At 63.0% G+C, this 21,321-nt stretch carries 20 protein-coding genes and 1 pseudogene; 5 read left to right on the forward strand and 16 right to left on the reverse strand.

Annotated features, from left to right (window positions below; all coding sequences use genetic code 11):
- The first annotated feature begins 383 nt into the window (after positions 1-383).
- Positions 384-1,889, forward strand: a complete 1,506-nt coding sequence (locus tag X738_RS50055) for an Ig-like domain-containing protein (protein ID WP_023797633.1) — start codon at positions 384-386, stop codon at positions 1,887-1,889.
- 96 nt (positions 1,890-1,985) lie between these two features.
- Here X738_RS50055 and X738_RS50060 read toward each other — a convergent pair whose 3' ends face one another.
- On the reverse strand, positions 1,986-2,237 hold the full coding sequence (locus X738_RS50060) for a DUF6074 family protein (protein ID WP_023797634.1): 252 nt from the start codon (positions 2,235-2,237) through the stop codon (positions 1,986-1,988).
- 247 nt (positions 2,238-2,484) lie between these two features.
- Positions 2,485-3,354: a LysR family transcriptional regulator gene (locus X738_RS0140780; protein ID WP_031254339.1), complete on the reverse strand. Its 870-nt coding sequence runs from the start codon at positions 3,352-3,354 to the stop codon at positions 2,485-2,487.
- A gap of 234 nt (positions 3,355-3,588) precedes the next feature.
- Here X738_RS0140780 and X738_RS82245 point away from each other — a divergent pair, with 234 nt between their 5' ends.
- Positions 3,589-3,744 (forward strand): DUF1127 domain-containing protein, encoded by a 156-nt coding sequence (locus tag X738_RS82245; protein WP_084833633.1) that lies wholly within the window; start codon positions 3,589-3,591, stop codon positions 3,742-3,744.
- 48 nt (positions 3,745-3,792) lie between these two features.
- On the opposite strand, the gene X738_RS50065 is transcribed toward X738_RS82245, so the two are convergent.
- From X738_RS50065 to bglB, 7 genes are all read right to left on the reverse strand, one after another.
- A complete protein-coding gene (locus X738_RS50065; protein ID WP_023797637.1) occupies positions 3,793-4,875 on the reverse strand; it encodes an ABC transporter ATP-binding protein in 1,083 nt (360 codons plus the stop codon).
- A gap of 8 nt (positions 4,876-4,883) precedes the next feature.
- Entirely contained in the window at positions 4,884-5,936 is a 1,053-nt protein-coding gene (locus tag X738_RS50070; protein ID WP_023797638.1) for a carbohydrate ABC transporter permease, read from the reverse strand.
- Entirely contained in the window at positions 5,933-6,958 is a 1,026-nt protein-coding gene (locus X738_RS50075) for a carbohydrate ABC transporter permease (RefSeq protein WP_023797639.1), read from the reverse strand. Before X738_RS50075 ends, X738_RS50070 begins: the two co-directional genes overlap by 4 nt.
- A gap of 15 nt (positions 6,959-6,973) precedes the next feature.
- Entirely contained in the window at positions 6,974-8,236 is a 1,263-nt protein-coding gene (locus X738_RS50080) for an ABC transporter substrate-binding protein (protein ID WP_031254340.1), read from the reverse strand.
- A gap of 82 nt (positions 8,237-8,318) precedes the next feature.
- Positions 8,319-10,844 carry a hypothetical protein gene (locus X738_RS50085; RefSeq protein ID WP_023797641.1) on the reverse strand — a complete coding sequence of 842 codons (2,526 nt, stop codon included), beginning with the start codon at positions 10,842-10,844 and terminating at the stop codon, positions 8,319-8,321.
- Positions 10,841-11,677 carry a 5-dehydro-4-deoxy-D-glucuronate isomerase gene (gene kduI, locus X738_RS50090; RefSeq protein ID WP_023797642.1) on the reverse strand — a complete coding sequence of 279 codons (837 nt, stop codon included), beginning with the start codon at positions 11,675-11,677 and terminating at the stop codon, positions 10,841-10,843. Before kduI ends, X738_RS50085 begins: the two co-directional genes overlap by 4 nt.
- Positions 11,674-12,762, reverse strand: a complete 1,089-nt coding sequence (gene bglB, locus X738_RS50095) for a beta-galactosidase BglB (RefSeq protein ID WP_031254343.1) — start codon at positions 12,760-12,762, stop codon at positions 11,674-11,676. Before bglB ends, kduI begins: the two co-directional genes overlap by 4 nt.
- A gap of 119 nt (positions 12,763-12,881) precedes the next feature.
- Between bglB and X738_RS50100 the strand changes: the two genes are divergently transcribed.
- Positions 12,882-13,925 carry a LacI family DNA-binding transcriptional regulator gene (locus X738_RS50100; RefSeq protein WP_023797644.1) on the forward strand — a complete coding sequence of 348 codons (1,044 nt, stop codon included), beginning with the start codon at positions 12,882-12,884 and terminating at the stop codon, positions 13,923-13,925.
- A gap of 38 nt (positions 13,926-13,963) precedes the next feature.
- On the opposite strand, the gene X738_RS50105 is transcribed toward X738_RS50100, so the two are convergent.
- Both X738_RS50105 and X738_RS50110 read right to left on the reverse strand, forming a co-directional pair.
- The gene (locus tag X738_RS50105; RefSeq protein WP_023797645.1) at positions 13,964-14,509 is read right to left on the reverse strand and encodes a flavin reductase family protein; all 546 of its coding nucleotides are present in this window, start codon (positions 14,507-14,509) and stop codon (positions 13,964-13,966) included.
- Positions 14,510-14,576: 67 nt separating this feature from the next.
- Positions 14,577-15,734, reverse strand: a complete 1,158-nt coding sequence (locus tag X738_RS50110; RefSeq protein ID WP_023797646.1) for an LLM class flavin-dependent oxidoreductase — start codon at positions 15,732-15,734, stop codon at positions 14,577-14,579.
- A 130-nt stretch (positions 15,735-15,864) separates the two neighbouring features.
- Here X738_RS50110 and X738_RS50115 point away from each other — a divergent pair, with 130 nt between their 5' ends.
- Both X738_RS50115 and X738_RS50120 read left to right on the forward strand, forming a co-directional pair.
- Positions 15,865-16,542: a GntR family transcriptional regulator gene (locus X738_RS50115; RefSeq protein WP_031254346.1), complete on the forward strand. Its 678-nt coding sequence runs from the start codon at positions 15,865-15,867 to the stop codon at positions 16,540-16,542.
- Between the two features lie 9 nt (positions 16,543-16,551).
- Positions 16,552-17,679, forward strand: coding sequence for a Gfo/Idh/MocA family protein (locus X738_RS50120; RefSeq protein WP_023797648.1), 1,128 nt, complete (start codon positions 16,552-16,554; stop codon positions 17,677-17,679).
- Positions 17,680-17,697: 18 nt separating this feature from the next.
- On the opposite strand, the gene X738_RS50125 is transcribed toward X738_RS50120, so the two are convergent.
- From X738_RS50125 to pcaD, 5 genes and pseudogenes are all read right to left on the reverse strand, one after another.
- Entirely contained in the window at positions 17,698-18,753 is a 1,056-nt protein-coding gene (locus X738_RS50125) for a 3-carboxy-cis,cis-muconate cycloisomerase (RefSeq protein ID WP_023797649.1), read from the reverse strand.
- Positions 18,750-19,364, reverse strand: coding sequence for a protocatechuate 3,4-dioxygenase subunit alpha (pcaG, locus tag X738_RS50130; RefSeq protein WP_023797650.1), 615 nt, complete (start codon positions 19,362-19,364; stop codon positions 18,750-18,752). Before pcaG ends, X738_RS50125 begins: the two co-directional genes overlap by 4 nt.
- A pseudogene (gene pcaH, locus X738_RS50135) lies at positions 19,364-20,121 on the reverse strand (protocatechuate 3,4-dioxygenase subunit beta). Before pcaH ends, pcaG begins: the two are co-directional and overlap by 1 nt.
- 2 nt (positions 20,122-20,123) lie before the next feature.
- Positions 20,124-20,522, reverse strand: a complete 399-nt coding sequence (gene pcaC, locus X738_RS50140) for a 4-carboxymuconolactone decarboxylase (RefSeq protein WP_023797652.1) — start codon at positions 20,520-20,522, stop codon at positions 20,124-20,126.
- Positions 20,519-21,319 (reverse strand): 3-oxoadipate enol-lactonase, encoded by an 801-nt coding sequence (gene pcaD / locus X738_RS50145; RefSeq protein ID WP_031254348.1) that lies wholly within the window; start codon positions 21,317-21,319, stop codon positions 20,519-20,521. The genes pcaC and pcaD overlap by 4 nt, the downstream gene beginning before the upstream one ends.
- Positions 21,320-21,321 lie beyond the last annotated feature (2 nt).

Consider the following 21,321-nt stretch of genomic DNA (forward strand, 5'->3'; position numbering starts at 1 on the left):
GCCGCCAGGGCCGGTCGCCGCGTCCAACGAGCGAGTCGAGATAGGCCGTCCGGTTCGCAAGCGGAAGGTCGGGCCGACGGGTGAGACGAGTTGAGGGTGATCCTGCGAATGATCCTTTGGAGCAGAGATCGCTTCGGGTTCGCAGTGCCTGATGCCCAGCACGACGCACCTCTCGTCAGCTCGCCGCATCGCCGACTGGATTTCACCAGCGTCGGCCCATTGCCGAATCCAATCAGACAGTTCGGCATGATCACCGAATTAACCACATTCGAAGAAGGCGAAAGGCGGTTGGGTTTGTCACCGATCCGTCTCGCGCAACATGTTACTGTTGGAATTGGGGGCATCCGCAGCACGTCCAGGCGCAAAGGCAAGGAAGAGACAGGATGCCGACCTTAAGCAATGGCAGTGAACTCATCGTATGGAACGAACCAGAGAATCCCAATCCGACCCCTGACTCGGTCCTTTTCAGCATTACGGAAACAGACGGCGACGTAATCGGACCGATAGGCGCAAAGGCTGATTTCCCTTTCGGTGGGATCGAACTAGCTTCGGTCGATGTCTTCGATGGCTTCTTCACCATCACCAGCTTCACCCACGAGGGCAGGACCGAAACCTGGACGACAGTGGAAACGCAGGTCTTCGACAACGAAGGCAATTTTCTGCGCACCGTGTCCGACCAGGCGGCTTTCCAGTCGGTCCGGATCGTCTCGATCAGCGCCGACAGCCCCGACGACCTCACGGTGACATGGATCGGGGCGAACGAATATTTCGGCGGCGAAAACACCCAATACGGTCAGCACCAGATCATCTTGAAAGGGGGCGTGCTTCAGCCCGACACCTTCGTTAATCACGCGCCCACCGTTGCCGACCTGGACTTGTCGATTTCGCAGGCGCAATCGCTCGACGACGTCAAGTTCAGCGCGACAGATGCCGACTACGATCTCTTGAACTTTATCGTCTTGGACGGGCCGGACAGCGGCACCCTGGAGCAGGAGACGAGTTTCGACGGTAACCACTACCCGTTTCACCAGGGTCATTATGGCACTACCCTGCACTATCATGCGGATTTTCTGAGCGGAAACCTGTTCGACTACACACCGGAGGCAGGGTTCATCGGCACCGACAGCTTTACGGTTTACGCTACGGACGGCCAGGGCAACAGCAATGTGGCGACGATTTCGATAACGGTCACTCCGCCTGCCGAATCCATTACCCTGACCGACGCCAAAAACATCGCGAGCTACGCAAGCCATGATCATGCCGTGCTCGTCGCCGCGCTGGGCGGGGGCGACCGCATCAGCGGCACCCCGTTTAACGATACCCTCGACGGCGGTGCCGGCCACGACCAGCTGTTCGGCGGCGCGGGCGCCGACGACATCATTGGAGGCGCGGGCACCGATTGGCTGAAGGGCGGCGCTGGCGATGACGCGATCAGCGGAGGTGAGGGCGCAGACGGCGTCCGCGGTGACACTGGCAACGACGTCCTCGACGGCGGCGCCGGCTCCGACGACATGCGAGGTGGTGCTGGCGACGACATCCTCAATGGCGGCGCCGGCCGCGACCGGCTGGCCGGCGAGGGGGGCAGAGATGTCTTCGTGTTCGACGCACTTGGGCCGGCGAACTACGACCGGATAGAAGACTTCAATGCGCTCGACGATGTGTTCTGGCTGGACAGCTCCGCATTCGTCGGGCTGTCGGCCGGCTCGCTTTCCGCTGCGGTTTTCGTCGTCGGCAAGCACGCCATGGATGACAACGACCACATCGTTTACGACAAGCAGACCGGCGATCTGCTGTTCGACGTGGACGGGGCAGGAGGCGCGGCGACTGTCAAGTTTGCCGCCGTGGACCCAAGCACATTCCTCACAGTGGACGACTTCTTCGTGTTATAGGCGCGCATGGGTGGGGCGCAGCTACATGGACCGGGCGTGATCGCGCGGAGCCCCGGGTGTCTCACGCGGCAATCCATCGTCGTGAGCCAGCCAATGCTATTGTGCGAGTTTAGCCGCACTGCGGGTGGCTATATCATCCAAGACAGCATGAAGAAGCGTTCCGACTTCCTGTTCGGCCAGCCCGGGTGCAATTCCTGATTCGGATAATTGAACGAGAATTGCCTTGGCGGTGTTGCGCCAGAAGGCGTTCGCGTCCTCCCCGTTCTTGGACTCCAGGACCAGGGCGATCCCTTCGACCAATTTCCGCCGCCGATGCAGCGGAAATGCGCTTATGTTTGAATCGCACATCGATCACCTCACCTCTTCAGTCGCGCGAATAAGCATTGGCGGGTTAGAAAATTTGGTTAACAGCGCTCTTTTTGACGGTGGTCAGCCATGGAACAAAGCGTCCGCTGGGCTCGATGGTCGGTGCCGCGAATAGCGGCTGGACGCAGCGGCATGGCGAGTTCGAGTCCCTGTTGAAGTATTACGGCCTAGGCCTGACGGCGCAGGAGTCCGGCATGAGGTCAGCTGACGGCCGATCGACGCCTGAGGCTTACTGGATCGGCGTCTCGCCGCGAAACAGCGGCTGGTGCACCCGCATAAAGGCGGCAATCCGGTCGGCGACTTTTCGTACCGGCGGCGCGTGACGTTCCTCGTGATGGGTGACGATCCATTGGTCGGTTTCCAGCTCGGGGATAGGCTGAGCGACGCGAACCAGCCGCGGATCGCTGTCACCGACGAAGCACGGAAAGATCGAAAGGCCGGCGCCGGCGGCCACAAGTTCGCGCACCGAATGGGTGTTGTTGCCGCGCACGGCGATGCGGTCGCCGTGATGGGCTTGCAGCCAGCGCGCCGAGGCAATGTTTGCCGCTTCGCCGGTGGCGCCGACGAACAACCCGGCGGCGATGCCGTTGATCAGGTGGCGTCCGGAATAAATGGCGTGGGCGACCTTGCCGCTCTGACGGCCGGCCAGCCACTGCTCGGTCGGTCGCTCGCTGCGGATGCCGATGTCGGCGGCACGGCGGCCGATGTCGACACGGTCGGTGGTGGTGACGAGCTCCACCCTTATGCCGTCATCGACCGTCCAGATCTCGCCGATATGGGCGGAAACGAAGGCTGAGGTCCATGGCCCGGCCGAGACGCGGACAATGCGGTCGGGCAGGTTTCCCTCGCGCCAGCGGGTCAGCGACTGCATTGCTGCCTCGACGTCTTCGGCGCGCCGCAGCAGTTCTTCACCGACCGGGGTCAGCCGGTAGCCTGCCTGCTGGCGCACGAACAGCGGTTCGCCGATCTGCCTTTCGAGCGCAGTGACGCGTCGTCCAAGTGTGGCTGCGCTGAGGCGCGTGGTTCCCGTCGCTGCGCTCAAGCCACCCAGCCGCGCAACGTCGAGAAACAGCCTCAGATCGTCCCAGTCGATATTCATTTTGCAGAAATGAAAAACTCCTTGCGACCTTGGCTGTAGCGCGAAGCGGGCATCACGCGCAAGCATGCAGGCATTGAAGGCGTTGGACAATCCTGCCTGGAGCGACAGTGACAAGCGCCTCGGCTGGCCAAGAAGCCAGCGAATCCTTTCGATCGCGCATGCGCTTCGCGCAGATGCTTTGCGTTTTCGACCAACCCAGGCGCGCGGGCTTTCTGCGCGCCAAAGGAGACGATCATGTTCGACAAACTTCGACACCGTTTCGCCCGCTGGCTTGCCTATCGCCAGACGCTTGCGAGCTTGAGGCAGGCCCCAGACAGCACACTAGCGGATGCTGGCATTTCTCGCGAAGAGATCCGCGAGCATGCCCGCCACGCCAGCCTGCGTCGTTGAGGAGGCGGGGCATGCAGATGATGACGCCCCAGACGGGTTAACCGACTTCTAACTCACAGCGATGCGCAGGCCGGTGTCATCGAAAAGATGCAGATGGCTGGTATCGAACTTCAGATCCACGGTGTCGCCTGAAGCCACCGGGCATTGTCCGACGACAACCGCTAGCATGGTCTGGCCGCCGCTTGTCTTGGTATGGACGATTGTCTCGGAGCCGAGGGCTTCCACCAGCGCGACGCGGGCCGCAACGTCTCCCTTGCCGGCATCGGCGAGGCTGATGTGGTGTGGCCGCAGCCCGAGCGTCACGTCGCCATTGGCCGCGCTGACGTTCCCGTCGATCTCGAATCCAGCTGAACCGTCCAACGTGAGGCTTGACCGGCCAGTGCCCCCGGGTGCCACCTTTACCGGCAAAAGGTTCATACGCGGTGCGCCGATGAAACCGGCGACGAACAGATTGGCCGGATGGTTGTATAGCTCGAGCGGCGTGCCAATCTGCTCGATGCGGCCGGCGCGCAGCACGACGATGCGGTCGGCAAGCGTCATCGCCTCGATCTGGTCGTGCGTGACATAGACCATCGTCGCCGACAGCCGCTCGTGCAGGGCGGCCAGTTCGGCGCGTGTCGAGATGCGCAACTCGGCGTCAAGATTGGACAGCGGCTCGTCAAGCAGGAAAGCGGTTGGATTGCGCACGATGGCGCGGCCGATCGCGACGCGCTGGCGCTGGCCGCCGGAGAGCTGGCCGGGGCGCCGGTCGAGATACGGCGCGATTTCCAGCATCCGCGCGGCTTCGGCGATCCGCGCATCGATTTCGGCACGCGCCATACGGGCGTTCTCCAGTCCGAAGGCCAGGTTCTGGCGCACGCTCATGTGCGGGTACAGCGCGTAGGATTGGAACACCATCGCCAATCCCCTGTCGGCGGCCGGAACGGTGGTCACGTCCTTGCCGTCGATCGCGATGACGCCGCCTGTCGGCCGGTCAAGCCCGGCGATGAGCCGCAGCAGCGTGGACTTGCCGCAGCCGGAGGGGCCGACGAAGACGATCAGCTCGCCGTCAAGGATGTCGAGATTTATGTCGTGCAGCACGCCGACCTTGCCGAAAGCCCTCGATACGCCGGTAAGTGTGATCTGGCTCATGGTAGCCTCTATTTCAGACCGGAGCCGGCAATGCCGGTGGTGATGAAGCGCTGAAGGAATATGAACACCAGCACGACCGGGATCATGGTGACGACGGTCATGGCCAGGATGTAATGCCATTGCACATTGAGTTGGCCGGCATAGGTGTTGAGACCAACCTGCAGCGTATAGACCTCCTTGCGCGACAGGACGATCAGTGGCCAGAGGAAGTCGTTCCAGCGCCAGACGACGGAAAAGATCGCCAGCACCGCCAGCGCCGGGGCGGTCAGCGGCAGGATGATGCGCCAGTAGATCTGCCATTCCGACGCCTTGTCCATGCGCGCTGCATCGATCAGCTCGTCGGGGATCGTCAGCATGTACTGGCGCAGCATGAAGACGCCCGTGGGCGTCGCCACTGTGGGCAGGATCACGCCCCATAGCGAATTGAACAGTCCCATTGCCGAGATCACCGAATAGAGCGGCACCAGGATGACGGAGAGCGGCACCATCAGCGTCGCGACGATGAGCATCATCACAGCGGAGCGTCCCCGAAAATTGTACTTCGACAGTGCGAATGCAGCCATCGAATTGGTCAGGAGCGTAATCAGGGTGGCGACCACGGTGACGAAGACCGAGTTGCGCAGATAGAGGAAGAAGTCAAAGGCGAGGAAAGGCTGGACATAATTGTCCAGCGCGAAGGCGATGCTGCGCTTGGGCGTACGGTTCCGGATGTTGACGCGTATAATCTCGCCCGGGTTGGCGGGATCGACCATCTGCGCGACGGTGCCGAGGCGGCGCACTTCGGCGAGCAGGCGCACGCTGCCGTCGTCATTGCGCACTTCAAAGAGCTGCAGCGGCTCCTCATAGCCTTCCACGATCGCTTCGGCGGTGACATAGGGCAAAACAGTCGGCGGGAACTCGGCCAGCGCCGCAGGCGTCTTGAACGACGAGTTGACCAGCCAGAGCGCCGGGCCGAACATGACAAGCAGCCCGCCGATCAGCCAGAACCAGGTGAAAACGTCGGTCCAGTGCCAGCCGGCGCCGCCGCGCCGGCGGAACAGAAATTCCGCAACCCTGCTCATCGCATTTTGCCCCGCTGCTCGTTGCGCCTTGCGATGCCCAGCTGGATCAAGGTCAGCACGACCAGCACCGCTCCCATGAGGATCGAGGCCGCGGAGGCGAGCCCCGGATTGCGCAGCATCGAGGCGAAGCCGACCTCGTAGATGTACTGCGTGAGGAACAGCGTGCTGGTCCCGGGACCGCCGCCGGTCAGCACATAGACCTCGTCGAATATCTGCACGGCGCGGATGAGTGTCAGCACCAGCACGACCAGGAGGTTGGGTGCCAGCAAGGGCAGCGTTATGCGCCAGAAGACGCGCAAGGGCTGCGTGCCGTCCATCTCGGCGGCCTCATAGAGGTCTTTCGGAATGGCCTGAAGGCCAGCGAGAAGGATCAGCGCATAGAAGCCGACATGAGCCCAGACCGACACCATGATCGTCGCCATGAAGGCCCAGTTGCGTTCCACCAGCCAGTTGACCGGGGTCCCGCCCGCCTCGAACACCATCAGGTTGAGCAGTCCCTGCCGCTGCAGAATCCAGCGCCAGATGAGACCGACCACGACCGGCGACAAAAGCACAGGGAAGAAGAACACGGCGCGCCAGAAACTGCGCGCACGCAACTCACGGTTGAGCACGAGTGCGGTGACAAGCGCTACGGCGACCATCATCGCCACTTGCAGCACGACGAAGGCCAGGGTGTTCCAAACCGCGATCCAGAACAGGTCCTCGGTGCAGCTCTTCGGATCGAGATAGCTGCCACAACTGAACAGCCGCCCATACTGCTCGGCGCCGACGAAGGTGCGGTCGCCGAGGAACAGCGCCCCGCCACCGGTCATCGAATAGAGGATGTTGATGACCAGCGGAAACAGCACGAAAATGCCGAACACCAGCATGTTCGGCGCCAGGAAGAACACGGCCATGCCATTGCTGCCGGTGCGCCGTTGCAACATGCGCAGTGGCGCATCGAAGACATTCGCAAGCCAGCCGACCGGCGCCAGGATGATGGCGCCGGCGCGGGTTGCTATGCCGTTTCGGACGTCTGCCATGACACTGCCGCGACGCTACTTCGATGCCTCGGCCACCTGTGCCTTGATGTCCTCGTCGATGCGGACGAAAGCCTCGTCGAGCTTCAGCTCGCCGGCCATGACCTGACTGATGCGGGTCACCAGCGCGCCATAAACCGGAGTTCCCCATTTCCATGCCGGCAGCGCGGCGGCATTCGGCGCGATCTTGCCCGATGCCTTCAGGAAGGCGTCGAGCGACGCCTTGACGTTCTCGTCGTCGGTCTTGTAATCGATCTTGCCGGCCAGAACGCCCTTGTGTGCGGGCAGGAACAGGGTGCGCTCGGTGAATTCGCGCATGATGTCCTCGCGGCCCAGGAAGTCCATCACCTTGCCGACTTCAGCGGCGTTCTTCGTGTATTTGACGGCGACCAGCGCGGCGCCGCCCGGCATGCCGGTGCAGGCGGCGGTGCCGCACGGCGAGCCCGTCGCCACCCAGTCGAAGTTCTTGCCGATCTTGCTGGCCAGGTTGGCGACCTGCCAACTGCCCGAATAATAGTAGGCAATCTGCCCATTGATGAAGTCGTCGGCCCCGGCGCGATAGGTGGTGCCCGACGCCGACACCCAGATCTCCTTGTTCATGCGGCCGTCGGCAACCCAATTGACCAGCTTTTCGGCGAAGGCTTTCGTGCCGGCGTCAATCGGCGCCGGCAGTCGATCACCGCCGATGTAGTTGGCGCCATAAGAGATGTTCGCCGCCGAGATACGATGGCCGCTGCGGTCGATGGCAAAGGCTGCGTTGAGTTGCTGGCTCTGCTGCACCTTGCCGGCGGCATCGACCCATTCGTCCCAGGTTGCGGTGTCGGCCGGGATCGGCACGCCGGCCTGTTCGAAAAGCGTCTTGTTGACGAAGCCGCCGGTCAGCGTGATCTGGGTCATGAAGCCTGGAATGACCTTGGAACCGTCAGGGCGCATCCAGTCGAACTGGTCGCCGAAATTCGTCTGCCAGTATGCTGGATCGGCAACCACAGGCGTCAGGTCGAGCCAATGATCGGCGAGTTCCTTGATGTTGGTGACGCGGGCGATATCAGGGCCCCGTCCTGCCTCGAGTTCGACCGGAAGCTGCTCCTGAACAACCTTGTAGGCGACATTGTCGAGAATGACGTTGATGTCCGGATTGTCTTTCATGAAGCGGTTGAGCAGGTCCTGTACAACCTCGCCCTCGACGCCGTCCGAGTACCACATCACGCGAACGTCGCCTGCGAACGCGGTCGACGACAGAAGGCCCGCCGAAAGGCCCAGGATTATCGAATTCATTCTCATGGTTCACTCCTCCGCTTTTGCGGTCTTCACCGCTTGATTGTCGCTGTCCGAGCTGCTTGTCGGGCTCCTTTTGATCCGATCCTCACCTGGTTGCGATGGCGTCGGCTGTGAAGAACGTGGCTTCGCCGCTGACCTGCCAGTCGGCCGGATCGATGACACGGTCTTCAGTCTCAATGCGGCCATCCGGATGGAACAGCACGTCGCCATATTCCGGGTCATTGACATGCAGAAGGCCGCTTTTTCCGTGGCCGAGCGCGAGCTGAGAAAACTGCGCCTCGAATTCCTCCAACGACCCGTATTGCCGGCGCCGGCCCAGACGGATGATCCACGCGGCTTGATGGCCCGGCACGCGCAACTCGTTTCCAATCGTCGGCCCGCGGCCGACGAACTCGAAGGCGCTGTCGGCCTTCAGCATCGCGAGCCCATCGCCGCCGCGCGCCGAAGCTATATGTTCCTTGACCCTCGCTTCGTCGAACGCGCTCTGTGGGAACCAGGCATGGGTAAAGTCGGGTTGCTCGGCAGCGCAGCTGAACAACACAACCGCCAGGTCGCGGTATTGATGCACGCGCGGCAGAGATCCGGAGCCGCCCCAGTAAGACGGACGGCCATAGCCCGAATGAATTGTCTCGCCCGGATGGTTGATCCATATCTGCGCGTCGGGATTGCCGCCGAGGCGCAGGTGCAGCACCGTTTCCTGATAACCCCATTCGTTCCAGCGATAGGCTGCTGCGCTTCCCATGGCGAAATCGCGGGTCTTGTAGTGGTAGAGCTTGGCGATCCGGTTCTGGCCCTGCGCGAAGCACCATTCCTGCGCGTCGTCGCCGGCCATGCAGGCGATACCGGTCAGTTCTTGCGGGACGTGGAGCCCATGGTCGCGCAGGCAGAGCGCAAGCTGCGGCAGGGCGTGGAAGCGCATGCCGTAGAAACCTTTGCCCCACAGCATGCGTGCAATGCCGGAAAGTTCCAGCGAACGGGCGGCGCGCAGCGTGTGTTCGTAGGAGCGGCCCTGCGCGCCGGTAAGCATGCCCTGCTGAGCCGAGCGGGCGACGATCTCGAGCAGGCGGTTGATCGCAGCCCCGGCGCGCCGGCGCACATCGGCGTCTGGCCCAAGCGCGTACAGGATCGTCAACCCTTTGAGATCGATCGGGAAATAAGGGGCGGAGTTGAATTCCGCCATCTCCCATGCCTCGAAATGATCAAGCCAGGCGCGCACGCGCGCAAGGCCCACGGTCGACTGCTCCGCGCCGGTGCGCCCCGAGCGGACAAAGCGGGCATCGGGCAGGAGATGGCCGCCGAGATAAGCCGCGGTGTGAAACAGAAGCGCGTGGTTTTCGGAAAAGTACCACTGCACGTCGTTGCCCGGCTCATCCATCCAATAGCGATAATTGAGGATCGCCTCGTCAATGCGGTGACGGAGATCGACCGCGATCCTGTCGCCATAGGCACGACGGCACCAGAGCAGTGGAACCAGGATGAAATCGGCGCAGTCGTGGCAATCCTCGATCGCCGGCAGTGCAGCAGCAATGATGGCGTCGGTTTCGGCGCCGCCACGGCCGGTCGCCAGCCGCGCCAGCGCCCGCACGGTATCGGCCTCTGCGAAGTTGGAGACCTGTTCCAGGGCTTCGCCGATCCTGTCGGCAAGGACGGCGGGAGCGCGGCCCTGACGCACCGCATGACAGATCTCGACGCCGAAGACCCGCTGGGCAACAAAGCCTGAAGATGAGAGCGATACGGCAAAATGCCGGAAGTCGGCGGGAAGGTCTTCCGTGGCGGCAATCGTGATGCGTCTTGCCCCCGCTTCGATGCGGCGGCGGAAGATCACGGGCGCCTCGATCGACATGAAGTCGCCCTCGATCACAACAGCTACATCCACCGCAACCGGCAGCGCGACATCCGTCACCAGCGCCACTTCGCCGCCGGAATAAAATGGACGCTCGAAATGCATCGCGTCGAGAGCGGCTTCCATGGCCGCCGCGACGTCGCCTTTGACGGTCGTGGGCAAGACCTGTTCGGCAGTTGGGCCCCGGAGATAGTCGAGTTGGAAGAAGTAGCGTGCGTCACGCTCGGCGAGATCGTCGAACCAGATGCTGATCTCGTTGGCGCCGGCGACGAGATCGACCTCGAAATCCTGAGAAGCCTCGAGATTGCGCCCGTAGGGCGCCATCCAGCCGGCCTCTATCCCGTTGACGAACAAAACGGCGCCGCCGCAGGTGCGCAGCCGCAGCCGCGCCTGGCCGTCCGAGCCTGCATCGAGCACGGTACTTGCCCAGGTGGCGACCACGGTCGGGCGGAACCAGAAGCCCGACAGGTCGACACGGGGCGAGCCGAACGGAAGCCAAACACGGTCCGGCTCGAACACGCCCTGCGGCTCGGGCCGTTTCCCGCGGCGTTCGGCGGCAAACTCGGTTCGGCAGGGATATTCGTGCGGGATGAAATTCTTGTGCTTGGTCAGGAAGAAGAAGGGATCCATCTCCCCTTGCATCGGCTGATCCGCAACATCGTAGCGCTGCTCGGATGTCGTGCCGACGAGCCAGTAAACCACGGGGCCGCCGAGCGCGAGCGGCCGGCGCAGCGTAAGATCGTGCGTGATCGGTTCCACGGTGTTCATCGCAGCGTCTCAACGGGCACGGGCGACACGTCGTTATAGGCCTGGTTCTCGCCGGTCATACCCCAGACGAAGGCGTAGGGGCCGGTTCCGCTGCCCATATGGATCGACCAGGCCGGCGAGATGACACAGTCGCCATTGGCCACGATCAGATGGCGGGTATTGTCCGGCCGTCCCATCAGATGGATTACCCGATCTTCCGCCGCGAGATCGAAATAGAGATAGGCTTCCATGCGCCGCTCATGCAGGTGAGGGGGCATGGTGTTCCAGACGCTGCCCGCAGCGAGATCCGTGATGCCCATCAGCAACAGACAGGAAGGCGCGACTTCCGGATGAATGTACATGCGCAATGTGCGCTTGTTGGCGCGTCGCTCCTCGCCGAGTTCGAGCGGCTTCGCCTCGGATTTCGTGATCAGCCGATGCTTGATGTCTGCGCCGGCCGGAACCGAGTTCATATAGAACCAGGCGGGGTGCGCGGCGCTGTCGCTTTCGAGCGCCACTTGCTTAGCGCCGCGCCCGACATAGAGCACATCGCGGTTGGCGAGCGCGAAGCGCTGCTGGTCGACGCTCACCGTTCCTGCGCCGCCGAGATTGGCGATGCCCATCTCGCGCGCGGTGAACAGATGAGGCGTGCCGACGTCCGCGCCATCGCCGAAACTCAGCGGCTCTCCGGTTGGGCACGCGCCGCCGACGATCATGCGGTCGACATGGGTGTAAGCGAAGGCGATACGGCCGGGCTCGAACAGCCGCTCCACCAGAAACTCGGCGCGCAGCCGCTCCGTTCCGTAGCCATCGATGTCGCCCGGACCGGCGCCGAAGAGAACGCGCATCGTCATGCCGCTGCCTCGTCAGCTTCGGCATGGATCATCCCCTCGGTGAGGCAGAGGATCGCCAGGGCCTGGCCGTAGCCGGTAGGCTGGATCGGGATGTCGCGGTAGAACTGGAGATCATGGCCCATGCGGGTGCCATAGGAAACGTTTCCGAGCACGCCGTTCTCGTCGATGCTGGCCAGCACCGCGTCGAGTGCGCGCCGGCCCGCTGGACCGCACGCCTTGGGCCCGAAGCCCAGGCGCGCAGCTTTCATGAGACCATAGCCGATGCCGGCGGTGGCCGACATCTCCTCATAGGAGGTCGGGTCATCGAGCAAAGTGTGCCATGCTCCCGATGGCGCCTGCAGGCGCAGCAGCGCTTCGATCTGCGCTTCCAGCACGCCGAGCAGATAGGCTTCGACTGGCTTGCCGACACCACCATTTTCGATCAGGTCGAGGATGCCGACCGTGATCCAGGCGTTGCCGCGGGCCCAGAGAGCGCCGGCAAAATTATGTCGGCCGGCAAATGTCCAGCCATGGAACCACAAGCCGGTTTTCGGGTCGGCGAGATAGCGCGCATGGACGAGGAACTGGCGAACAGCCTCGTCGATGCAAGCTTGCCGGCCGGCCGCGCGGCCGTGGAAAGCGAGGAACAGGCCGGCCATGAACAACGTGTCGTCCCACAATTCGTCGTCGTTGATCTTGTCTGAGACATTGTGCTGGAACCCGCCCTCGGGCGTGCGAGGCATGTCGCGAAGCAGCCTTTCGGCCCATTGGCAGAGAGGCGTTTCCCAGCGCTGGTCGCGTGTCTCGCCCCAGAGCAATGCCAGCGCCATCATCGGAGCGGTGGTGTTGATGTTCATCGGCGGCAGGCCCGCCCTTAAATGGCGCTCGTACCAATCTTCGATTGTCTTCAAGAGTTTCGGGTCGCGATTGTGCCGCCAGAGGCAAACGAGGCCGTAGAGGCCTACACCCTGCGGCCATTCCCAGGAATCGAAGCTGATGTAGTCGCCGGCCGTGCCGTCGAGGTTGGGCTCGTCGAAACGGCCGTCATGGCGCAGGCCGGTCATGCCGCGCACGAGCAGGTCGAGCTTTGAGCGCATATCTCTCATGGACGACGCCACCACTCCTCCCAAGTTTGCGCGAGGTCGGGCAAATGGGTGCCACAGGAATTTTTATTGCGCAATCTGAAATTTTTTTGCAGCATGAAAGCCTGGTGAGGAAACAGCCTATGGTCGTCAAGGTCGAAAGCGGGAAGCGCGGCACGCCCAGCCGGCGCGTGCGGCTCGAAGACGTCGCCGCGCGCTGTGGCGTATCCGTCAGCACGGCGTCGCGGGCGCTTGCTGGCGGCAAGGGCGTGCGCGGCGACCTTCGGTCGACGATCATCGAAACCGCCAGGAAGTTGAACTACACGATCCCCACGTCGATCGCCGGCCGCAAGGTGATCCTCGCCGCAAGCAACGCTGCGAGGATCGACTATGGCCGCAACCAGTTCACCTTCTATGTGCTCGACGGACTGAACGAGCGCGCAAAAACTCTCGGTGTCGAGCTGGTGTCGCGCTCGATCGCCGACGCCGGTGAGCAGATCGCGCTGCTCAATGAGGCCAGGCAAGACAAGAGCGTCGTCGGTTGCCTGTTTCTGACGCTTGACGACGAGGCGGTGCTGACGCTGACCGGCGGTTTCGGCAAGCCGATCGTGCTCATAAACGGCGACGACCCGGCGATGCACCATTCGAGCCTGACGCCATGCAACCGCTCGGCGGCGCATCTCGCGACGCAGCACCTGCTCGACCTCGGCCACCGGCGCATCCTGTTCCTGATGCGACGCGGGCGGCGCACGATCGAGCGTCGCTTCGAGGGCTGGCAGGATGCACTGCGAGAGTGCGGCCTGGCGGCCGGCGACCTGGCCGTGGAGGTGGCGGATTGGCTGCCGGACCTTGCGGCGGAAGCGATTGCGCGGCGCATCGAGGCGCGTGGCCTCGATTTCACAGCCGTGCTCGCCGCGGGCGACAGTCTCGCTATCGGCGCGATGATGGCGATCCGGAAGTCGGGTTACGAGGTGCCTGCCGACGTGTCGGTCATGGGCATGGATGACCTTCCGCAGGCAGCTTTCCAAAACCCGCCCCTCACGACGATGCATATCCCGATGCGCGAGATCGGCGCGGCGTCGCTCGACCTCCTGCTCGCCGATCTCGGCGGGGACCTGCCGCCGCGCCGTATCGAATTCGCCTGCCATATCGTGCAACGCCAGTCGACCGGCCCGGTTCGCGCCTGAGACGTATGGTTCACACCGCTGTCCGGGCCAGGCCATCGCTACATCGGTGTGGCCACGTTCGAACCGTCTTCGAAGCGTCCGTAACCTCCGCCGAAGAAAAGCAGAGGTTCGCCGTCTCGCAAGGTCGCGGCGGTTACGCGGGCAACGACGATCAAATGGTCGCCGCCCTCATGCCCGGAGATCCGCACGCATTCGAACCGCGACAGGCAGTCACCCAGCAGCGGCACGCCGGCATCGTTCAGGTCGTGCGGGAGGCCGTCGAAGGCTTGACCGGCGCGAGCGAAGCGCTGGCTCAGCTCGATCTGCTCCGCGCCCAAGACATGAACCGCGAAATGCTCGCAACCAGCGAAGGCGGCAAAGCGCCTCGAATGCCGGCCGATCGACCAGAGCACGATCGGCGGGTCGAGGGACACCGATGCAAAGCTGTTCGCGGTGATGCCGACGGGACCATCAGGCGTCATCGTGGTGACGACGGTGATACCGGTCGCAAACCGGCCGAGCGCGTCGCGGAACTCGCGCTTGCGGTCGGGGCCTGGCACGAAGCTTTTCATCGGTTGCTGCTCGGGGTTGAGGAAGTGGTACATCAGGCGCCCTCCTGGCCAAGGGCTGCGGTGGAAGCTTCAATCTCGTTGACGCGACTTCGCAGCATCATCATCGCCGCTCCCCGGTTCCGAGCGGAGTCGCCGGGGTGATTTCCGGCACCCGGCCATAGACATGCGGCAGCGAGCAGGTGTTGATGTTCGGCAGCACGCGCTTGCCGAAGGACAGGGCCTCGTCGAGATGCGGATAGCCGGAGAAGATGAAGGCGCGGATGCCCATTTTCCGGTATTCCTCGATCTCGCACATGACTTGATCGGTCGAGCCGACGATCGCGGCGCCGCAACCGGAGCGTGCGCGGCCAACGCCGGTCCACAGATGCCGCTCGACATAGCCTTGTGCGTCGGCGCCGGCGCGGTTCTTTGCCTGGTGCGCGACGCCCAGGGATGTCGCGTCCAGTGCGCGGCCGCGGATAACGCTGCCCTGCTCGTCATCGAGTTTCGAAATCAGTTCCTCGGCATATTCGCGGGCTTCGGCTTCGGTGTCGCGCACAATCACGTGGACGCGCAGGCCATAATCCAATGTGCGGCCATGGGCGGCTGCACGCTCGTGAACATCACGCATGCGGTGCGCCAACACGTCCTTCGCCTCCGGCCACATCAGATACACGTCACACTGTGCGCCGCAGAGTTCGAGCGCGTCGGGCGAATAGCCGCCGAAATAGAGTAGCGGCCCGCCATTCTGTTGGTAGGGCTTTGCGGGGTCGGCGGTTACTTTCCCGAATTGGTAGACCTCGCCCTGATGGTTGATTTCATCGCGCGTCCAGGCCTGACGCAGGATGTCGATGACCTCGCGCGAACGCTGATAGCGGAAGCGGCTGTCGGCGAGTTCGCCGGGAAAGTCGGAAGAGATGACGTTTACAGTCAATCTGCCCTTCAGCATGTGGTCGAGCGTTGCGAGCGTGCGCGCCAGCATGATCGGTTGCATTTCGCCGCAACGCACCGCCGCGAGAAGGTTGATCGTCGAGGTTATCGGAGCGCAGCCCGCCACGAAGGACAGAGTATCCTGGCCGACCTGATAGGACGAGGGGCACAGGATATTGCGAAAGCCCAGTCCTTCGGCTGTCTTGACGATATCGGAGCAGTGCTCCCAACTCGACCGCAGCGCGCCATCCGGTACGCTGAGATAGCGGAAATCATCGGAGCACAAAGCGGAAAACCACGACACTTCAGCAGCATCGAGATCTGCGGACGTCACCGGAACGACCGTCAATGTCGGCACTCCTCGTTGTCAGAGACTGGATTTCCCTGTTGCATATCATTCGTGTTTGTGTAGATCAATAGTGTATCAATTTTGCGTTGGAGACAATGTGACCACGTCCAGAAACGCCTATGCGCTTCCGATGCATCAGCAGGTCAGCGAAATGCTGATTCGCGAGATCGCGGCCGGGCGGATGATTGAGGGCGAAAAGCTTCCGCCGGAGCGCGACATGGCTGCGGGGCTCGGAATAGCGGTCGGTACTTTGCGCAAGGCGCTCGGCGATCTCGAGCGCAAGGGCTTGCTCAGTCGCATCCAGGGTTCCGGCAACTACGTACGTTCGCAACCTGACGTGGCCAGTGTCTATTCCATGTTCCGGCTGGAACTCCTGGAGGGAGGCGGGCTGCCGACGGCGCGCGTTCTGTCAGTCGATCGGCTGGCGAAACCGATGGACCTGCCGGTGTTCGGGTCGAGCAGCGAGGCCCATAGAATAAGGCGGCTGCGGAGCCTCAGCGGCAAGCCGGCGGCGCTGGAGGAGATCTGGCTCGACGGTGCCCGTGTGGAGACGGTTGCTATCGAAGAACTGTCGGATTCGCTCTATCTCTACTACCGCAAGGCGCTCGGCTTCTGGATCTTGCGTGCAGAGGACCGCGTCGGGGTCGGCCAGGTGCCGGGATGGGCGCTGCCAGAATTCGGCCTCGCGCCGGGCGCTGCCGCCGGCTTCATCGAGCGTACCGGCTGGATGCAGGACGGCGCCAGCGCGGAGTTTTCCAGGACCTGGTTTGATCATGGCGTCGCGCGCTATGTCGCGCGGCTGCGATAGGGAACGGATATGGCGAAGCACATTTCCTACGGCATCATCGGCTGCGGCATGATGGGGCAGGAGCATCTTCGCAATATCGCGCTGCTGCCCGATGTCGGGGTCGCGGCGATCTTCGAGCCCGACGCGATGATGCGCGCACGCGCGGCAGTCCTCGCCCCGCAAGCGTCGATCGCCGGCTCGGTCGCGGAGGTGGCGGCCGATCCGCGCGTCGACTGCTTGCTCATCGCCAGTCCGAACTATGTGCATTTCGCGCAGCTCAAGGAAGTCGCTGCTATCCGTGCGCTGCCCATCCTGGTCGAGAAGCCGCTTTTCACCGATCCGGTCGACGCAGCCGCGGTGAAGGCGTTCGCCGCGACCTATACCGCACCAGTCTGGGTCGCGATGGAATACCGCTATATGCCGCCGGTCGCTCGATTCATCGAGCAGGCGCAGAACGCCACCGGCGGCATCCGGATGCTGACAATCCGCGAACATCGCTACCCGTTCCTGGACAAGGTGGCCCACTGGAACCGCTTCAACCGTCGATCGGGAGGCACGTTCGTCGAAAAATGCTGCCATTTCTTCGATCTCATGCGGCTAATCCTGAAATCGGAACCGGTAAGAATCATGGCGTCGGCCGGACAGGAAGTGAACCATCTCGACGAAAATTATGATGGCGAAACACCCGATATCTGGGATTGCGGCTACGTGCTGGTCGATTTCGCCAGCGGCGCGCGCGCCATGCTGGAACTGTGCATGTATGCAGAGGGCAGCCGCTATCAGGAGGAGATCAGCGCCGTCGGTGCGCGAGGTAAAGTCGAATGCCTGGTGCCGGGTCCCGGCCGCTTCTGGCCAGCCCATCTCGGCGCGGCGCCGACGCCGCAGTTGATCGTCAGCCCACGCTTTGCGCAGGGACCGTACACCGTCGAGATCCCGGTCGACCCGCAATTGTTGACGGCCGGCGATCACAACGGCTCGACTTTCTATCAGCATCAGCGGTTCTGCGCCGCCCTGCGAGGCGAGGGCCCGGTCGAGGTGACGCTGGATGATGGCTGGAAAGCTGTCGCCATGGGTATGGCCGCACAATTGTCGGCAAACCAGGGCACGGCCATTTCCAACCCACTCGATGCCTGCGAGAGCGCAAGATCCACGGCGTGAGCCGCCTAGTGGGATCAGTCAACCCTTGCCTCCGATTGATGCTATGGTTCTGACCAGCCTGTCCGCGACACAGGTCGATGCTCCAGCCGCCATGAGCATCTGCGGCAGGATCAACCATTCCAGCGTCCAGGCTGCACCGGAGCGCTCTTGCTCATGGATCAGCGCATGATGCATTCCCGACAATTGGACCGCGTTGTAGCGGGCAAGCGTCACCAGCATCTCGGCGTCGACGGGATTGCGCTTGTGCGCCATGGCGGACGACGAACCGCCGCCCGCCCTTTGCAGCTCGTCGCCTGCCTGCGCCATCAGCGCAATGTCCTGCCCGAACTTGCCGAGGCCGCCCGTCACAAGCGACAGCCAGTTGGCCAGCTCAGCGATGCGGTCGCGCTGGCTGTGCCATTGCGGCGCGTCGCCGAGGCTTAGCTGCCGGGCCAGCGCGGCACGGAGGGCGGCGCCCTTGTCTGCAAACTTCTCGAGTGTCCCGGCGGTGCCGCCGAACTGGACGACGAGAACCGATCCCCGCACCGATTGAAGCCGCTCATGGTGGCGCACGAGCGGTTCGCGCCAGCTTGCGACGCGGTCGGCTACGGAAATCGGAATTGCTGCCTGCATGCGGGTTCGGGCCATCAGCGTGCGATCGCCAAACCGATGGCCGAGATCGGCGAAGGCGACCAGCAGAGCCGAAAGCCCTTCTTCCAACAGGTCGATACAGGCGCGAATTCTCAGGATCATGGCCGTGTCGATCACGTCCTGGCTGGTCGCACCGAAATGCACATGCTGCGAATGCGGCTCTCCGACAGCATGCCTGATCTGCCGCACGAGCTCCGGCACCATGACGCCGTCGCGCGCCGTTGCGTCCCTCAGGGCCTGGATTTCCGGCCGGAAGTTATCGAGGACGCGCCCGATGACGCTTGCTGCAGCCGCCGGGATGATGCCGAGCGCAGCTTCTGCGTCGGCGAGCGCCTTCTCGAATTGCAGCATCGTCGCAAGTTCGGCCTCGACGCCGAGCAGCGTCGCCATCTTCTCATCGCCGAGAAGCCCGGACAGGAGGGGATTGTCGAATGCTGCGATCATATGTCGAAGAAGACCGTCTCGTTGATGCCCTGGAGATGAATGTCGAACTTGTAGATGTCGCCATCGCGCGGCGCGACCAGCGTTGACACGCGCTCTTTCTGCTCAATGCGCATCAGGACGGGATCCTCGGCGTTGGCGGTTTCCTCATCGCCGAAATACATACGGGTGTGAAGGCCAATGTTGATTCCACGCGCGACGATCCAGACCGTCAAATGCGGCGCCATCTTGCGGCCGTCAAAAAACGGCACGCGACTGGGTTTGATGGTTTCGAACAGGCATTCGCCCGTCGTCATGTCGGTGGGCAGCCGGCCCCAGCCGGTAAAGTTCGGGTCGGCGGAGCCGCGCAGATCCGAGGGCGAATTGTAGATGCCGGCAGCGTCCGCCTGCCAGATCTCCACGAGCGCGTCGTTCAGCGGCGAGCCGTCGCCGTCGATCACCCGGATGTTGACCCTGATGCGTTCGCCCCTGGTCTTGTCGTTGACCATCGCGGTGCCAAGGTCGCGTTCATAGACGCCCGAGATACCGGCAAAGTTGGGCGTCAGCCCGATATGGACGTAGGGTCCCGCGGTCTGCGAGGCGCTTTCCTTCAGCCGGCCGAGAGCCTGGACCATCAGTTGCCCTCGATGCGGTTTTCGAACAGCGTCGAGCGGCGGCCGCGCAGTACAATGTCGAATTTGTATGCCCGCGCATCCATCGGTATCGTTGCCTCCATGTCGAGTGCGGCGGTGAGGCCTTCAATAGCGCGGCGGTCGTTGATGGTCCGCACGATCGGGCACCTCCAGATCATCGGGTCGCCCTCGAAATACATCTGGGTGATCAGGCGCTGCGCGAAGCCGTGCCCGAAGATCGAGAAATGGATGTGCGCTGGACGCCAGTCGTTGGGTCCGTTGGGCCAGGGATATGGCCCCGGCTGGATCGTGCGGAAACAATAGGAGCCATCCTCGCCGGTGATGGTGCGGCCGCAGCCGCCGAAGTTCGGATCGAGTGGCGCGAGATAAGTCTCCTTCTTGTGTCGATAGCGTCCGCCGGCGTTGGCCTGCCATACCTCCAGCAACGCACCGGCGACGCCGATGCCGCGCTCGTCGAGCAGGCGGCCATAGACGAGGATGCGTGGCCCGATCGCGCTTTCGCCCGGCCCGGCAAAATTGTGTATGAGGTCATTGTCCAGTCACCGAGAATACTTTGGCCGAAGACAGGCCCGGTAAGCTCCGACAGCGTGTTGTCGAGGGAAAGAAGCGGCCGTTGCGGCGAGCGCAGAACGGACGTCTTGTAGGCCGGCGTGAAGGCCGGCGGATGCCAGTTGCGGTCGCGCGGAAAGAAGCTGCCGATTTCCGGCGTGCGGTTGGCGGGAGAGCGCGAGTTGGTCATGATTAGCCGGCTTGAGCGTCGATTTCGTCGAACGTCTTCCTGGCGATCTTCATCGCATGATTTGCCGCCGGTACCCCGGCATAGATTGCCACATGCAGCAGCGCCTCGCGTATGTCGTCGCGCGTCGCCCCGGTATTGACGCTGGCGCGGATATGGATCGCAACCTCTTCATCCTGCTTCAGCGCGGCGAGCAGCGCGATGGTGATCATGGAACGCTCGCGCCTGGTGATGTTAGGCCGCGACCAGACGTGGCTCCATGCTGCCTCGGTGATCAGTTCCTGGAAAGGAATGTCGAATTCGGTCTTGGCCGCCTCTGCGTGGTCGACATGGGCGTCACCCAGCACCGAACGGCGCGTCGCCATCCCTTCGACGTATCGGTCGCCGTGCCGTGGCTTGCTCATTTGCGCTCTCTTGGCATGTCGTTCAGGAAGCCACGGATCAGCCCGGCGAGCCTTTCCGGCTGCTCGACGCATGGGATGTGGCCCGCACCGGAGATGACCTCGAACCGTGCGGCGGGGATTGAGCGGGCCAGCGATTCCACCAGCTCAGGCGGCGTCGATCCGTCCTGATCGCCGACAATGCAGAGTGTCGGCACTTTGATCGCGGCGGCCGTCGCGGTGAAATCGGCGTCGCGGATAGAAGCGCAGGCAGCGGCGTAGCCGGCCGGATCCTGGCGCGTCAGCATCGTTTTATAACCCGCCAGTTCCTCGCCGCGATTGTTATGGAAATCCGGCGTGAACCATTTTCGCATCACGTCGTCGGCAAAGCTGGCGATGCCCTCCGACAGGGTCGCGTTGATGCGTCCGTTCCACATCTCGACTGTGCCGATTTTCGCTGCCGTATCGCAAAGGATCAATCCCTCGATCAAATCCGGCCGCGTCTTGTAAAGGCATTGCGCAATGACGCCGCCGATCGAAAGCCCGCAGATCACCGCGCGCTTTACGCCAAGATGGTCGAGCAGCCCTGCAAGGTCCGTCGCATGGGTTTCGATTGTTTGCGGCGCGCCACCCAGTTCGCTCAGGCCGTGTCCGCGCTTGTCGAACGCAACGGATGTACAGTCGTCGGCCAGCCTTCGCTCGACCTCGTTCCAGATGCGCATATCCGTGCCGAGCGAGTTGGCGAAGACGACCGTCGCCCTGCCAGTTTTGGGACGATGCCGGTAGTGGATCGTCGCGCCATTGATGCGAGCAAAGTTCATAT

It is taken from the genome of Mesorhizobium sp. L48C026A00, assembly GCF_000502375.1.
In the GTDB taxonomy this organism is placed as follows: Bacteria; Pseudomonadota; Alphaproteobacteria; order Rhizobiales; family Rhizobiaceae; genus Mesorhizobium; species Mesorhizobium muleiense.